This window comes from Paenarthrobacter histidinolovorans (assembly GCF_014647595.1).
Taxonomy (GTDB): domain Bacteria; phylum Actinomycetota; class Actinomycetes; order Actinomycetales; family Micrococcaceae; genus Arthrobacter; species Arthrobacter histidinolovorans.
The window spans coordinates 16,002-29,611 of record NZ_BMPM01000003.1 but is presented as its reverse complement, the minus strand read 5'-3'; the positions used below and the strand labels follow the sequence as shown (position 1 = coordinate 29,611).

Below are 13,610 nucleotides of genomic sequence, written 5' to 3'. Positions count from 1 at the left end.
TGCGCAAGCAACTACTTTCCGGGCGTCCGCGATCGACTCAACATCAAGGCAGGAGCACAGCAGACATGGGCATCAAGGATGACGCCGTAGAAGTACGGGCACAGGGTTGGCGGACCCTTGCCGCCCTGCACGGAAGCATCGAAGCGGAACTGGAGCGGGCGCTCCAGGCGTCCAACGAACTGTCCGTTGTGGAGTACACCGTGCTGGATGCGCTGAGCCGCCAGGACGGCTGGCACATGCGGATGCAACAGCTGGCCCGCGCCACCGCCCTCTCCAGCAGCGCCACGACGCGCCTGGTCAATCGCCTGGAAGACCGGGGGCTGCTCACCCGCATCCTGTGCGCCGACGACCGGCGCGGGATCTACACGGAGCTGACGGGCGCCGGTCAAAAGCTCCTCGAAGCAGCCAAGCCCGTTCACGACGAGACCTTGGCCGCCGCCTTGGAGGCCGCTGAGGCCGTGCCGGAACTGGAGCCACTGGTAAGGGCCCTCGGGGCGCTGCAAAAGGTCTAGGCCGGATCCCGGGCTTACTTGCGTAACTCCGCCCCGAACGGCGGGTGCCGCGCACAAGCCCGGGATACTTTGTGCCATCACGACACCGCTTAACGACCAAAGGCCGGAATCACGCGTTTCCACGTGATTCCGGCCTTTATGGTCGGGCTGACAGGATTTGAACCTGCGACCCCTTGACCCCCAGTCAAGTGCGCTACCAAGCTGCGCTACAGCCCGCTGGTTCCACCGTTCTCCGCCTAAGTTTTCCTCCGAAGAGTCCCACCTAAGCAGTCCGGCCGAACCACCTCCAAAAGCTTACACGAAGTTGGAGGTCGGAGACGCCATCACAGCCAATCTGCGCTGTGATGCGCGTCTCACTTAGCGCTTCTTGCCACGCTTTTCGCGTACGCGCATGTTGACCTCGATGGGCGTGCCCTCGAAGCCGAACGTTTCGCGCAGGCGGCGGGTGATGAAGCGACGGTATCCCGGGTCCAGGAACCCGGTAGTGAAGAGCACGAACTTCGGCGGGCGGCTGGAAGCCTGGGTGCCGAAGAGAATGCGGGGCTGCTTTCCGCCACGGACAGGGTGCGGGTGGGCTGCGACCAGTTCACCCAGGAACGCGTTGAGGCGTCCGGTGGGAATACGGCGGTCCCAGCTCTCCAAGGCGATGTCCAGGGCAGGAACCAAACGGTCCTTGTGCCAGCCGGTCTTGGCCGAGATGTTGACGCGCGGAGCCCATTCAACGTGGGCCAGGTCCTGCTCGATCTCACGCTCAAGGTAGCGCCGGCGTTCGTCGTCCAGCAGGTCCCACTTGTTGAACGCGAGCACCAGGGCGCGACCGGATTCGATGGCCAGCTGAAGGATGCGGACGTCCTGCTCACTGAGGACTTCGTCCACGGCAAGAAGCACGACGGCGACCTCCGCCTTTTCGAGCGCGGCCTGCGTACGCAGGGACGCGTAGAAGTCTGCACCCTGGGCCATGTGCTGACGGCGGCGGATTCCGGCGGTATCCACGAAACGCCAGGTGCGGTCGCCCAGCTCGATGAACTCGTCAACGGGGTCGCGGGTGGTGCCGGCCAGCGGATCCACCACAACACGCTCGGAGCCTGCGAGCTTGTTCAGCAGCGAAGACTTGCCAACGTTGGGGCGTCCGATCAAGGCGATGCGTCGCGGACCGCCGGAGCGCTCCACACCTTCGACCAGGGAGAACTCGGGAAGAGTGTCCATGACATGGTCAAGGAGATCTGCTACGCCGCGTCCGTGCAGTGCCGAGACGGGGTACGGCTGACCGAAGCCCAGTCCCCACAGTGCTGCCGAATCGGCTTCCTGCGCAAAGTCGTCCACCTTGTTGGCCACCATGATGACCGGCTTCTTGCTCTTGCGGAGCATCTTCATGACGCCCTCGTCCGTGGCTGTCGCACCAACGGCGGAGTCCACCACGAAGAGAACGGCGTCAGCGAGCTCCACTGCCATCTCTGCCTGCTCGGCGACGCGGGCGTGGATACCCTTGGCGTCGTGCTCCCAACCACCAGTGTCCACCAGGGTGAAGTTGCGGCCGTTCCAGCGGGCCGAGTACATGACGCGGTCGCGGGTGACGCCCGGAGTATCTTCGACAACTGCCTCGCGGCGGCCCAGGATGCGGTTGACCAGCGTGGACTTTCCGACGTTCGGACGGCCGATGATGGCCAGGACGGGGTCCAGCTTGAGGGGACCTTCGTCTCCTTCATCGCCGTACTCGCCACTGAGCAGCGCAGCATCTTCTTCGTCGAGTTCGTAGTCGTCCAGGCCTGCCCGGAGGGTAGCTGCGCGCAGCTCGGCCTCGTCGTCGTCCAGGGCAGCCAGGTTTTCAGCCACCTGGTCGGTGCCGGTGGGCGTGTATTCGTCGTCGCCGGCTCCGTGGAGGCCGGATTTTTGAGTCGTATCGCTCATTGCACTTTCCTTAGTGGTGGTCTGCCGGCGTCCCGGCTACTTCTGATGGGCGGTGCTGCAGAAGGGCTACCCCGGGCACAGGCTCCGTAGGCAGGCCCTGGCCCGTGGCCCGGATGGCATCCTGGACATGTCCGGCAAGGGCTTCACGGATCTCCGCAGCTGCCCTGTCCATTGAAACACGCCCCGGTTCGCCCTTCCGGCGCTTCACCGTGATGGGTTCGCCGAAGCTCACATGAAGCTTGCGGCGTGGTTTGGGGATATGGTCGCGGTGCTCGTCGCCCTGTCGGGTTCCGAGGATGGCGACCGGAATTACTGTTGCTCCGGAATTGATGGCGAGCCAGGCAACGCCGTTGCTGATGTTCTCGGCGGCGCCGCTCCCCCGGGTTCCTTCAGGAAGAATCCCGACGCAACGGCCGTCGTCGAGCAGTTGCTTGCCGATGTGCAACGCGGTGCGGTCTCCGGACCGGTCCACGGGAATCTGTCCGGATCCCCTAAGGACCTTGCCCAGGAACCCTGTGAACATCTCCTTCTTGACCAGGATGTGCATCGGACGCGGGGAAGCGCCGAACATCACCGGTCCGTCCAGGAAGCTGATGTGGTTTGCGGCGAAGACCACCGGGCCTGCAGCGGGCACGTTGCTCTTGCCCGATACCACGGTCCGGTAGAGGACGTGGTCCAGGAACCAACCAACTGGCCGGCTCCAAAGACGCGTCCACGCTGCGGGGAGTTCATTGCTAGTCGCCATAGATGACCTTGCTGACGATTGCCAGGGCGGTGTCGACGGTTTCCTCGAAGTTGAGGTCGGAAGAATCGAGCGTCACAACGCCGTCGGCTGCCTGGGTAAAGTTCACCACCGTGGAGTCCTTGGCGTCGCGCTGGATCACCTGGGCGGCGAGCTGCTCTTTGCTCTGCGTGCCACCCAACTGGATTCCACGACGCCGGAGCCTGGCCTCTTCGCTGGCGGTCAGAAGCATGCGGACCTCGGCATTCGGAACGACGACAGTGGTGATGTCGCGTCCTTCCACCACCATGCGATGGTGGTGCTGGTCGATCAGCTCACGCTGCCGGCGGATCAATTCGGTGCGTGCACCCAGGGTTGTGGCCACGGCACTGACGGAGGAAGAGATCAGGGGTTCCCGGATCTCATCGGTGATGTCTGTGCCGTCCACGGCCACGTATTCCTTGGCAGCACTCGTGCTCACTTCCAAGGGCATGGTTTTGGAAGCGTGCTCAACGGCGGCGCCGTCGTGCAGGTCCACTCCGGTCTTGAGGCAGTACCAGGTCAAGGCCCGGTACATTGCACCCGTATCAAGGTAAGCAAGCTTCAAGCGGCGGGCCACTTCCTTGCTGACGCTCGATTTTCCTGAGCCTGAAGGGCCATCGATCGCAATCACCAACGGCTTGCCGGGGCGGGCGACCGTCTCGGGGCCAAAGAATTCACGTGTCATTACTGGAGTACCCGCCATCCACGGTCAGTCAAAGCTTCAACAAGGAGGTCATGCTTGCTCGGAAGCACGGAGAGCTCCACCATGCCCACGTTCTGCCCCGACGAATGGTCGAGCCGAAGGTCCTCAAGGTTCACGCCGATTTCACCGATCTCGGTCAGGAGCTGCGCGATCTGGCCCGGCTTGTCGTCCACCAGGATGGTGAGCCACGAGTAGGCCTGCGGCGGTCCGCCGTGCTTGCCTGGAATTCTGGCCTGACCGGCGTTGCCTTCGCTGATCAGCTGGGCAAGGTCAAGCCTGGCGCCGGGCGCGGACGGTGCTTCCAACGTGCCGATCAACCGGTTAAGGTCCTCACGCACACCGTGCAGAATGGACACCACCTTGTCAGCGTTGCCGCCCAGGATCTGTACCCAGAGGGTTGGATCACTGGCAGCAATCCGGGTGGTGTCCCGGAGCCCGTTCCCAGCCAGGGAAAGGGCATGCAGTGGCGTACCCTGCAAGCGGCTGGCCAGCAGCGACGACATGATCTGCGGCAAATGCGACACCAAGGCAACAGCTTCATCGTGCTCGTCCGCCGTGAACTGGGAGACAATCGCGCCCAGGTCACCGGCGAGCGAACGCGCTACCTGCACGGCCGCTGCCGAGGTCTCCTCGGAAGGGCAAACAACCCACGGCATGGACGTGAAAAGCTCGCCCCTGGCTGCAACGGGCCCTGACTTCTCCCGCCCGGCCATGGGGTGTGTCCCCACGTACCGGGTGAGATCAACGCCACGTTCGCGCAGCTGCGCCACGATTGTTGCTTTGACGCTCGCGATGTCGACGACGACGGCGGACGGATAGTCCGCCAGCGCTTTTTGCACGACGTCGGCCGTCACGTCAGGCGGTGCGGCGACAACCACCAGTTGGGGTTCTTCATCCAATTCAGCCAAAGGCCTGCCTGCACCGATGTCCACAGCAACCGCCTGGTTGGTGGGCGAAGGATCGAAAAGGAAGACCGGAACCCCGCGTCCACGCAGCCCAAGGCCAATACTGGCCCCCAGCAGCCCTGTACCGAGAACGACGACCGGACCATCAAGATGGCCCCGGCCGTGCGTACCGAATGCCGACATGCCCTAGAGCCCTACAGATGCCAGGAGGTGTCCGACTTCCTGCCTGCCGAGGTTGCGGATGCTGCCCTGGCGCTGGTCACCCAGGCCAATGGGACCAACCTTGACGCGGACAAGCCGTTCAACCGGGAACCCGACGGCGTCGAACATGCGGCGCACAATGCGGTTCTTTCCGGAGTGGAGGACAACCTCGATCAGGACGTGGCCCGGCGTGGAGTCAACCAGCCGGAAGGAGTCCACAGCTGCCACGCCGTCTTCGAGCTCAACGCCGCTCTTCAGCTTGGCGCCGACACCCTGCGGGAAGGGACCACGTACCTGGACCAGGTACGTCTTGGGTACCTCGTAGGAAGGGTGGGTCAGACGGTTGGCGAGCTCGCCGTCGTTCGTCAGCAGAAGCAGTCCCTCGGTGGCGACGTCGAGGCGTCCTACGTGGAACAGGCGTTCGCCCTTGTTCTTGCTGTTCTTGAGGAAGTCGCTGATGCAGGGGCGCCCCTCGGGGTCTTCCATGGTGGAGACAACGCCCTTGGGCTTGTTGAACACCATGTAGACGAGGGTTTCGTCCAGCTGGATGCGGATGCCGTCAACGTGGATCACGGCGGACGTGGGGTCCACGCGCATTCCGAGTTCGGTGGTGACCACACCGTCTACTTCAACGCGGCCTTCGAGGATCATTTCCTCGCAGACACGGCGGGAAGCAACTCCGGCCTGGGCCATGACCTTCTGCAGGCGCACGCCGTCGACATCGTGAAGGTCCGACTGCGGGACCTCCTGGCGGGGACCACGGTTGCGGCCCGGCTTGCGGATGGGACCAAGGTTCTGGCCAAAACGCTCGCTGCCGAACGCCTTGGAACCGAATTGCTTGGCTTGTTTTGCTTTGGGCTTCAAGGCACCTGGCGTACCGGGCGCCTTGCCGAAGCCGGGCTTGTTGGAGCCGGGCTTGCGGAATGGCTTGGCAGGCCTTGCAGCCTGGCCGCGGTCGTAGTCGCCGGCCGTCGTGGGATTGTCGGGATCGAAGGGCGCAGCCTCGCGGGGCTTCGAAGCTTTGAAGGGGCGTCCCTCCCCCTGGGTGAAGTTGCGCTTGCCTGCGCCGGCGCTGCCGCCGCGGCCGGAGAAGCCGCCTGCGTTGGAGCGGCCTGCGCCGCCCTTGGCCTCATTGCGTCCGGAGCTGTTGCGTCCCGAACCGTTACGTGGTGAACTCTGGCGTCCCGCCTGTGTCATGACCCGTCCTTGTGTAGTAATGGCCGGCATTCCGTGCTGCAATCAACACTAGCCAGCCGGGCAGACATCGTCTGCCCCTTGTCGCTGTGCACCTTGATAAGGTGCCGAAATTCAGTATGAAGTTGTGTCGCACAGCCTGCAGGAGCACGTGGCTACATCCGGCTTGCGTCGTAGTATTCGTCAATCCCTTCCAAACCTGGAAGGTGCGGCGAGAGCTGCGGCAGTTCAGCCACCGATCCGATGCCCATCCGTTCCAGGAAGTACGAGGTTGTCCTGTACAGGACAGCCCCGGATTCGGGATCCGTCCCGGAGTCCTCGATCAAGCCCCTCTGCGTCAGGGTCCTGACCACGGAATCGACGTTAACGCCGCGAATGGCGGAAACCCGGGCCCTGGAGACCGGTTGCCGGTAGGCAATAACCGCCAGGGTCTCAAGCGCGGCCTGAGTGAGCCTGGTGGTCTGCCCCTCGAGGACGAACCTCCCCACGATGTCGGCAAAATCCGACCGTGAATAGATCCGCCACCCACCGGCGACGTTCCGCAATTCAAAACCCCGGGGTGCAGTGCTGGCAACGGCAAAGCCGACAGCATCCACGTCCGGGGCTTTAACAGTATAGCCGCTATACTCCCGCTGCAGGTCCTCCAGCAAATCCTCGACGACGGCGACCGTCACGTTGAGGCCGGCGGCCAGCTCTTCGGAAGTCGCCGGCTGGTCGATGACCATGAGCACGGCCTCCAGCGCAGCCCGGGCTCCGCCGGGTAAAGCTTCCAGCTCCGCGAGGCCATCCTGGACCGCTTCTTCTTCACTCATTGATGCTTGCCTCATATTCCTCGCTCAGCCGTGAGCTGTCCCATTCCGCGTCGTCGCCGGTCCACCGCACCGTCAGCTCCGCCAGTGGCCCTGGCTGTTCGAAAGCGATCACGCGATCGCGGAACATCTCCAGCAACGCCAGGAACCGCGCCACCATCACCAAGGTGGTTTCGGCGTCGGCAATCAGCGTTTGGAAGGACAGCGGTGCACCCAGCTTCAGGCGGTAGCCGATGATCCCGGCCTGCTCCTTGACACTGACCGGCGGGGCGTGGAGGTGGCCCAAACCCACTTGTTCAGGCGTTGAGTCCTTGGGCTTGAGGGCTTTGGCTGCCAGTTCCCCGAATTGTTCAGGGGTGTGCCGCCACACGAGCTCCGGGAGCAGCGCCGCGAAGTGTGCTTCAAGGGCCACTTGGCGCGGGTACCGCATGGCTTCCTGCTCCAGCGTTTCGCCCATGATCCCGGCGATCTGCTTGAAGGCCTTGTACTGCAGCAGACGGGCAAACAGGAGGTCCCGGGCCTCCAGCAAGGCAATGTCCTCGGCGTCCTCCACCTCTCCTGCGGGCAAGAGGCGGGCGGCCTTCAGGTCAAGCAAGGTTGCAGCGATCACCAGAAATTCGCTGGCTTCGTCCAGCGCCCAGTCCTCCCCCAATTCCTGGAGGCGGCGGATGTACTTGATGAACTCATCGGTGATCGTAGCCAATGCCACTTCGGTGATGTCCAGCTTGTGTTTGGAAATCAGTCCCAGCAGGAGGTCGAAGGGGCCGGTGAAGTTGGCGAGTCGGACCTCAAAGCCCGCTTTGGGAGCGGCGGAAGTCTCGGCGTCGGGCGTTCCCCGTTCGGCGATCGCTTCCGATGCCGGGGCCAGTGACGGTCCCACGGTCAGCTACGGCGCGCCGCCGCGCGAGATCAGTTCCTTGGCAAGGCGGCGGTAGGCGTCGGCACCAATGTGGTTACCGGCGTAGCTGGTGATCGGCTCTGCCGCCACCGTGGCGTCAGCGAATTTGATGGAGCGCTTGATGACGGTCTCGAAGACTTTGTCTCCGAAAGCTTCCACCAGGCGGGAGATGACTTCGCGGCTGTGCAGGGTCCGGGCGTCGTACATCGTGGCCAGGACGCCGTCCACCTGCAGTCGCGGGTTGAGGCGGTCCTGCACTTTCTCAATGGTCTCGACAAGCAGTGCCACTGCGCGCAGTGCAAAGAACTCGCAGATCAACGGGATGATGACGCCGTGGGCTGCCGTGAGCGCGTTGACGGTCAGGAGACCCAATGAAGGCTGGCAGTCAATGAGCACGACGTCGTAGTCGTCTTCGACGTTCTTGAGCGCACGGTCAAGGACCTGTTCCCGGGCTACCTCGTTAACGAGCTGCACTTCGGCCGCAGAGAGGTCGATGTTGGCGGGAAGGAGATCCACGCCCTCCACCCCGGTCTGCTGGATGGCGTCACGGATATTGACCTTGCGGTCCATCAGGACGTTGTAAACCGTGAGGTCGAGTTCATGCGGATTGGCACCCAGGCCAGCCGACAAGGCGCCCTGTGGGTCAAAGTCCACCAACAGTACCCGCCGTCCGTACTCTGCGAGCGCTGCTGCAAGGTTGATGGTGGATGTCGTTTTACCAACGCCACCCTTCTGGTTGACCATGGCGATGACTCGCGCCGGCCCGTGGGAGGCAAGGGGTGCGGGTTCCGGGAATTCGCGGTAAGGACGGCCCGTTGGCCCCATGACGGCGTCTTCCAGATCGAGCTCGGTGCCTTCCAGCGTAGCTGTTCCCCGTTCGATGCTCACGTATCTAACCACTCTTTCGACGACGATCTTCCCTGCCGCTGTACCCCCGGCCGCAGCGCTACTACCCCTTTAGGCTACATGTCCCGACACGGTAATTCGGGGAACTTGACTTTGTCCCTTGTTTGAGCCTTGACCCTCTAGTTGAGGTCGAAGGTTGGGATCCGGAGGTTGTCCGGGAATTGAAAATGCCACAGGCCGGCACCTGGATGGTGCCGGCCTGTGGCGTTGCAGTAAGGTTCCCGTGCTTTGGCTGCTAGACGACAGCCTTGCTGCGGGTTTCAGCGTCGGCGGCGACTGCTTCTTCGTCACCATGGGCCATCATTGTCTGCTCGTCGAAAGGCTCGCTTCCGGAGAGGACGCGCTCAACCTGGCCGTTGTCGATTTCCTTGACCCAGGTACCGATGAGGACCGTGGCCACTGCATTGCCGGTGAAGTTGGTCAGAGCGCGGGCTTCCGACATGAAGCGGTCGATACCGACGATCATGCCAACTCCGCCCAGGAGTTCGGGCTTGTGTGCCTGGAGTCCGGCGGCCAAGGTGGCCAGCCCGGCGCCAGTCACGCCTGCGGCTCCCTTGGAGGCGATGATCATGAAGACCAGCAGCGAGATCTGCGCGCCGAGGTCAAGCGGAGTGCCCATGGCGTTGGCAACGAAGAGCGAGGCCATGGTCAGGTAGATGGCCGTGCCGTCCAGGTTGAAGGAATAGCCCGTGGGGACGGTCACGCCAACTACCGGCTTGGAGACACCCAGGTGTTCCATCTTGGCGATGAGGCGGGGAAGGGCCGCTTCGGAGGAAGACGTCGAGAAGATCAGCAGGTATTCACGGGCCAGGTACTTCATAAGACGGAAGATGTTCACGCCGGCCACTGCGCGGAGCAACGTTCCCAGGATCACCACAATGAAGAGGGCACAGGTGATGTAGAAGGCCAGCATCAGGGTGAACATGCTCAGAATGGCCTGGGCACCCGTTGCACCGACGACGGCGGCAATCGCACCGAATGCGCCCACGGGGGCCAGCCACATGATCATGATGAGGATGCGGAACACCAGTCGCTGCCCGTGGCCGATCGCAGTGAGGATGGGCTGGCCCTGCTTGCCCATCTTCTGCAGCGCGAAGCCAACCAGGATTGCAGCAAGCAGCGTGGGCAGGACGGGGATGTCGCCGGGGATGATGCCGAGGAGGAAGTCAACGGTGCTGTCCGTTGCAGCCTTCTTGTTGGGGTCGTAAGGGGTCAGCTTGAGTCCCTCACCGGGGTGGATGAGGTTGCCGACCACGAGGCCGATGGCGAGCGCGAACGTCGACATCGCTACGAAGTAGCCCAAGGCGAGCCCGCCGACCTTGCCAACGGTCGCAGCCTTGGCGATCGACCCGATGCCAAGGACAATGGTGCAGAAGATTACGGGGGCGATCATCATCTTGATGAGTTTGATGAAGCCGTCACCCAGCGGCTTGAGTGACTTTCCGACCTCCGGGAACACGAGGCCAACGACAGCGCCAAGTACTACGGCCAGGATGACGGCGATGTACAGGTAGTGCGACTTGTCGAGCCCCTTGCGTCCACTTTTGGCAGCTGTTGCCGACTCTCCTCGTTGAGAGGTCATGGGATTCTCCTTCTGGATACTGTGTAAGGCGCTGCGGTCCTGCACTGATGTCCAATCCGCTGCCCTTGTGTGATATCCATCATTGAGCCGTTGGTGACATACATCACCGTTGCGGTCATATTGGTCATGGAGGTCCATGTGTTTCACAGCTGGAGCATTGCCCGGCGTTTGTTCGTCGCGAACTTATTGTTCGTCCTGGTGATGACGGCGGTCTTCGGGACGTTTTCCGTACTTGAAGCCAGGGACAGGGCCTACGACAACGCCGGCGGGCGGATGCTTGCCCTGTCCACATCGATTGCCAACAATCCCCTGGTGCTGGAGGCGGCCGCCACCAGCAACCCGTCGGAGACTCTCCAGCCCTATGCCCTGAAGGTCATGCACGATGCCGACGCCGATTTCATCACCATCATGGCCCCGGACCGTACCCGGTGGACCCACCCCAGGACTGAGGAGCTCGGCAAGCCCTACATCGGGACAATCGAGCCCGCGCTGCGCGGCGAAACTTTCACGGAAGTCACCGCCGGGACCCTGGGCCCTTCGGTCCGGACCATTGCACCGGTCAGGGCACCGGATGGATCCATCAAGGCTTTGGTTGCTGCTGGGGTTACGGTCCGTACAGTGGACACCGACGTTGCTGAACGGTTGGGCGTCATTGGCAGCATTGCTTTGGTGGTGCTGGCTTTTGGGTCATTTGCTGCCTGGCTCCTTGGCCGATACCTTCGCTCGGTCACCCGCGGCTGGGGGCCGGAACAGTTGGCACAGCTGTTCGCCTACTACGAATCGGTCCTGCACTCAGTGCGTGAAGGCCTGATTCTCCTCGACACCCACGGCAAGGCCGTGATGTACAACGACCAGGCGGCGGAACTGTTGGGACTGGAGCCTTCCGACGCCGACAGGTCACCCACCGCGGCACCAAAGCTTGCCGAGCTGCCGATCGAAGGCAGCCTGCGGGCACTGCTGGAGTCCGGCCGGCCCGCCCATGACGAAATCCACCTCACCGGCTCCCGCATCCTGGTGATCAACCAGGCTCCGGCGGTGGGACCCGTTCCGGCGCGCAGCCGTCAGAAGCCAGCGGTTTATGGAACTGTGGCCACCATCAGGGACCGCACCGAAATCGAATCCCTGGGTACGGAACTGCAAACCATGAAGACACTCTCAGATGCCCTGCGTGCCCAGACCCACGAACATGCCAACCGCCTCCATATGATCGTCTCCCTGCTGGAGCTGGGCCGGACTCCGCAGGCCCTGGACTTCGCCACCAAGGACCTGGAACTCAGCCAACAGCTCACTGATGACATGGTGGCCTCGGTAGATGAGCCAGTCATGAGCGCCCTGGTGATGGGCAAGGCGGCCGAAGCGCACGAGCGCGGTGTTGAACTGGTGGTCAGGACATCAGGGAGCGGCGGTGTCCGCGGACTGGAGATCCAGGACCTCGTCACCATCCTGGGTAACCTGTTGGACAATGCGATCGATGCCGCGGCAGCCGGGGAATTCCCCCGCCAGGTGGAGATGGACGTGGACGCCGGTCCCACCGCCGTCGAATTCACCGTGCGTGATTCCGGCGCCGGCATCGACCCCGGTTCGATCGACGACGTCCTGCAGTACGGATTCAGCACAAAGTCTGCGGAGGGAAACTCCCGTGGCGCGCACGGCCGGGGCGTGGGCCTTGCACTGGTGCGGCAGGCTGTCCAGCGGCTGAACGGTACGATGACCATCAGCAATCCGGGCGGTGCACAGTTCCATGTTGTGCTGCCTTCGCCGGTTCCCGAGGAAGAGAAGGCATGACAGACATCCGCGTCCTGGTTGTGGAGGACGAGCCAATCGCATCGGATGCCCACTCCGTCTACATCGGCCGCCTGGACGGATTCACCCTGGTGGGAACAGCACCCGACGGACAATCGGCCCTGCGCATCCTCGGCGAGTTCGCAGCGTCAGGCTCCCCCGTGGATCTGGTCCTGTTGGACATGAACCTCCCGGACCTGCATGGGCTCGACGTCGCGCGGCGCATGCGCTCTGCAGGTGTCTTTGCCGACATCATCGCCATCACAGCCGTCCGTGAACTGAACATTGTCCGCAGTGCCGTATCCATCGGCGTCGTGCAGTACCTCATCAAGCCTTTCACTTACGCTACCTTCGCGGACAAACTGCGCAGCTACCGGACGTTCCGGGAACAGTTGGCGGGTTCGCTGTCCGGTATTTCCAAAGCCGGCGCATCACAAAGTGATGTTGACCAGGCGTTTGCGAGCCTCCGGGCTCCGACGGAGCTGCCGCTGCCCAAGGGCTTGTCCGGCTCCACACTCGAGTCGGTCAAGGACCTGGTGAGGGGACGGGAGGATCCCGTTTCCGCTAGTGAAGTCATGGACGCCCTGGGCATGTCCAGGGTCACCGCCCGCAGGTATCTGGAGTATCTGGCCGACGCCGGAACAGTGACCCGCGCGCCGCGCTACGGTACTCCGGGCCGCCCGGAGAACGAGTATGGGTGGAACCGCAACTAGGAGGCAATGTATACAAACCGCCGATCATTGCTCCTGATGCTGGTATAGCTGGCCATCAATGTATACACTGAGGGCATGCGCGCAAGTGATCGGGCTTACACGGCCCTCCGAGAGGACATTCTCGAGTGGCGCCTGCGCCCGGGTACTGTCCTGGCGGAAGTGGAGCAGTCCGAACGCCTCGGGGTGTCGCGCACGCCGGTCAGGGAAGCGCTGGGGCGACTCACTGCGGAAGGGCTGACGACGGCGGCAGGCGGCCGCGGCGTCGTCGTCACCGATATCTCACTGGACAGCATCGACGAACTGTTCGAACTGCGCGAAACCCTGGAAGTAAGGGCCGCTTCCCTCGCCGCCCAACGCGGCGAGCCCGGTGTTTTCTCGGAACTGCATGCGGAACTCCTTCTGGCTCCCACGTTGTTGGGCGACGATGATCCAGCCAGGCACGACTACTACGCCTTGGTGGGCCGACTGGACGAAGCCATCGATGCCGCGATCTCCAATGTGTATATGGCCAACGCCATGAGAAGCCTCCGGGTCCATCTGGCCCGGGTCCGCCGCCTGGCTGCCGACGACACCGCCAGACTCCAGGCAGCGGCCGCCGAACACGCCGCCATCGCCGAAGCAATCGCCACCGCCAATCCGCGCCTGGCCGAAGCCGCCACGATGGTTCACCTGCACCGCAGCCTCACTCACCTCAAAGCCGCTCAAACAGCTGGCTGAACGTCCCACCAGAAGGA

At 63.2% G+C, this 13,610-nt stretch carries 13 protein-coding genes and 1 tRNA gene; 4 read left to right on the top strand and 10 right to left on the bottom strand.

Translation table 11 applies throughout. The features are described from left to right. Nucleotides 1–65: 65 nt before the first annotated feature. Entirely contained in the window at nucleotides 66–512 is a 447-nt protein-coding gene (locus tag IEY62_RS08175; protein ID WP_189015850.1) for a MarR family winged helix-turn-helix transcriptional regulator, read from the top strand. 139 nt (nucleotides 513–651) lie between these two features. Here the strand turns inward: IEY62_RS08175 and IEY62_RS08170 are convergent. From IEY62_RS08170 to IEY62_RS08125, 10 genes are all read right to left on the bottom strand, one after another. Beyond that, nucleotides 652–728, bottom strand: a tRNA-Pro gene (locus tag IEY62_RS08170). A 141-nt stretch (nucleotides 729–869) separates the two neighbouring features. Beyond that, entirely contained in the window at nucleotides 870–2,420 is a 1,551-nt protein-coding gene (gene der, locus IEY62_RS08165; RefSeq protein WP_018779258.1) for a ribosome biogenesis GTPase Der, read from the bottom strand. A 10-nt stretch (nucleotides 2,421–2,430) separates the two neighbouring features. Then, nucleotides 2,431–3,165, bottom strand: a complete 735-nt coding sequence (locus IEY62_RS08160; RefSeq protein ID WP_189015847.1) for a lysophospholipid acyltransferase family protein — start codon at nucleotides 3,163–3,165, stop codon at nucleotides 2,431–2,433. Next, nucleotides 3,155–3,868, bottom strand: a complete 714-nt coding sequence (cmk, locus tag IEY62_RS08155) for a (d)CMP kinase (RefSeq protein WP_189015844.1) — start codon at nucleotides 3,866–3,868, stop codon at nucleotides 3,155–3,157. Before cmk ends, IEY62_RS08160 begins: the two co-directional genes overlap by 11 nt. After that, nucleotides 3,868–4,974: a prephenate dehydrogenase gene (locus IEY62_RS08150; protein WP_189015841.1), complete on the bottom strand. Its 1,107-nt coding sequence runs from the start codon at nucleotides 4,972–4,974 to the stop codon at nucleotides 3,868–3,870. The genes cmk and IEY62_RS08150 overlap by 1 nt, the downstream gene beginning before the upstream one ends. Nucleotides 4,975–4,977: 3 nt before the next feature. Next, complete coding sequence (locus IEY62_RS08145; protein WP_189015838.1) at nucleotides 4,978–6,189, bottom strand: pseudouridine synthase; 1,212 nt, start codon at nucleotides 6,187–6,189, stop codon at nucleotides 4,978–4,980. A 152-nt stretch (nucleotides 6,190–6,341) separates the two neighbouring features. After that, on the bottom strand, nucleotides 6,342–6,998 hold the full coding sequence (scpB, locus tag IEY62_RS08140; protein ID WP_189015836.1) for an SMC-Scp complex subunit ScpB: 657 nt from the start codon (nucleotides 6,996–6,998) through the stop codon (nucleotides 6,342–6,344). Continuing rightward, entirely contained in the window at nucleotides 6,991–7,875 is an 885-nt protein-coding gene (locus IEY62_RS08135; protein WP_189015833.1) for a segregation and condensation protein A, read from the bottom strand. Before IEY62_RS08135 ends, scpB begins: the two co-directional genes overlap by 8 nt. Nucleotides 7,876–7,881: 6 nt before the next feature. Beyond that, nucleotides 7,882–8,781, bottom strand: coding sequence for a ParA family protein (locus IEY62_RS08130; protein ID WP_018779251.1), 900 nt, complete (start codon nucleotides 8,779–8,781; stop codon nucleotides 7,882–7,884). Nucleotides 8,782–9,034: 253 nt separating this feature from the next. Continuing rightward, entirely contained in the window at nucleotides 9,035–10,381 is a 1,347-nt protein-coding gene (locus IEY62_RS08125) for a cation:dicarboxylate symporter family transporter (protein WP_189015830.1), read from the bottom strand. A gap of 138 nt (nucleotides 10,382–10,519) precedes the next feature. On the opposite strand from IEY62_RS08125, the gene IEY62_RS08120 reads away from it, so the two are divergent. From IEY62_RS08120 to IEY62_RS08110, 3 genes are all read left to right on the top strand, one after another. Next, nucleotides 10,520–12,166, top strand: coding sequence for a sensor histidine kinase (locus IEY62_RS08120; RefSeq protein WP_189017207.1), 1,647 nt, complete (start codon nucleotides 10,520–10,522; stop codon nucleotides 12,164–12,166). Beyond that, nucleotides 12,163–12,876 carry a response regulator gene (locus IEY62_RS08115; RefSeq protein ID WP_189015827.1) on the top strand — a complete coding sequence of 238 codons (714 nt, stop codon included), beginning with the start codon at nucleotides 12,163–12,165 and terminating at the stop codon, nucleotides 12,874–12,876. The genes IEY62_RS08120 and IEY62_RS08115 overlap by 4 nt, the downstream gene beginning before the upstream one ends. A gap of 75 nt (nucleotides 12,877–12,951) precedes the next feature. After that, a complete protein-coding gene (locus IEY62_RS08110; RefSeq protein ID WP_189015824.1) occupies nucleotides 12,952–13,593 on the top strand; it encodes a GntR family transcriptional regulator in 642 nt (213 codons plus the stop codon). The last annotated feature ends 17 nt before the right edge of the window (nucleotides 13,594–13,610 follow it).